The 1,822-nt window shown below is 36.3% G+C and carries 2 protein-coding genes; both read left to right on the top strand.

The genetic code is table 11. From position 1 onward, the window contains the following. Nucleotides 1-181: 181 nt before the first annotated feature. Nucleotides 182-943: a hypothetical protein gene (locus F4V44_RS24775; protein WP_150442686.1), complete on the top strand. Its 762-nt coding sequence runs from the start codon at nucleotides 182-184 to the stop codon at nucleotides 941-943. 159 nt (nucleotides 944-1,102) lie between these two features. Further along, a partial coding sequence (locus F4V44_RS24780; RefSeq protein WP_150442687.1) for a hypothetical protein occupies nucleotides 1,103-1,822 on the top strand: 720 nt, incomplete at its 3' end.

Below are 1,822 nucleotides of genomic sequence, written 5' to 3' on the forward strand. Positions count from 1 at the left end.
TTATAATCGGAATGGGAATATGATTCCACAAAGTGGGTAAGTCCTAATAGCAGGTACTTCAGCGAATCTTTGTTCCACTTGTTATAACGGTGTTGCTGATACGGTAACTTTAAATCTTCAATTTTTACTTTCATCAAATCCTGGTAATTTATCTTTCGATTGGAAATTTCTCACAGAGGAATTGACAGAACCTCCTATTACATTTGACGACTTTTTCAATGTTCTCATTAACGGTGTACCTATCTCAGGATTCCCTGCTACAGTTTTTACAAGCACCTTTGTTCCACCGTCACCGGATGATGTCTGTTTTGGCAGTGTGACGCCAACTCAGACAGCTACCGTTGATTTGACACCATTCGCTGGACAATTTATTACTATAACCTTCCAAGTTGCTGACGTTGGCGATTGCAATTTTGACAGTGCTGCCTTTATCGATAATCTGGTAGTTGAGGGCTGTATACCAGCAGAGCTGCTTTGCGGCACATGTAATAATACAGTTGATTTCTGCCAATCTATTATTGTTCCACCTAACTTTAGTGTTAACACTGCATCCGGAACTGCTGGTATTGATACTGATTGCCTACAATGTACATTAGAACCTTGCTTGGTCAATGTAGAAATTCCTAATCCATGTGGCGATAATTTCCGTTGTAATGTAGAAGTCAATGCCGTAAGAGCAATTGGATGTATCCCTTTCTATATTTCTGTGACAGCAACTCATTCAACAAATGGCTCATTTGCTACGTTCTGTGGCAAGGGTGTAACTTGCGTCGATAATATTATTTGCTTCACTTGTCTGGATGCAGATAACCCATGTGTTGATGGATTCTTTGATGATGCATTTGTTGTTCCCGGCTCAATCATAGTTACGCCTGAATGTGTAGATTCATGCGGAAACCAAATCTTTACAGTAACCGGCTCAATCCAACTTCCATCCTGTTAGACTAACACTTAATGTTTAAGGAATGTCAAATTGGTGACCCTTGTTGGGGTCACCAATTTATTCCACTTTTAAAAAGTTAATAACTAGCTAACTTTCTAGATCTTACTTAAGAAAAAATTTCTAGTTGGTTTTAATATCCCATAATAAGGAGGGTATTATATGACAGATAAATCTAAAAATTCATTTTCCAGCAATCCTCCACTTATCATATCTAAATTGCCTAAAAGCTTTAATAGTAACACGTTTCGTAACAGGCGTCGTAAATCAGGCTGCGGCTGTAAAAATAGAAGAACACTTAACAAAAAAAATACTGTAAGTACTCTCAATAACGGAAACATACAGTCATCTAATTCTAATCAACGTGAGAATGAGCCCATTGATGTGGAAGAAAATATATCAAAGTCTAAAAATGAATCACAAATCGAACATATTCATAATCATGAGCCAAAGCCATTAATTGAAAAAGAACTAAATCTTGCGCAAGAATCAAAAGTGGTTGTAAATGGAATAAACTCTGTCCAAAATTCAAATATCGTAGTAAAAGGATTTAATCTTGCTCAAATATCTAAATTGGTTGAAAAGGAACTAAATTTTGCTCCAGTAGCTAAAATGGTAGTAAAGGAACTAAACCTTGATCCACTAGCTAATGTCGTTGTAAAGGAAATGAGTCTTGCTCCAGAATCTAAAGTGGTTGAAACAAAACTAAGCCTTACTTCAGATTCTAATGTTGTTGAAGCTGAACTAAAGCTTGCTCAAGATTCTAATGTCGTTGAAAAAGAACTAAATCTTACTCCAGAATCTAATGTCGTTGAATCTGAAAACATCCTTACTCTAGGTTCTAATGTCATTGAATCTGAAAACATCCTTACTTCAGAATCT

Source organism: Niallia endozanthoxylica, from assembly GCF_008710145.1.
GTDB classification, from domain to species: domain Bacteria; phylum Bacillota; class Bacilli; order Bacillales; family Cytobacillaceae; genus Bacillus_BD; species Bacillus_BD endozanthoxylica.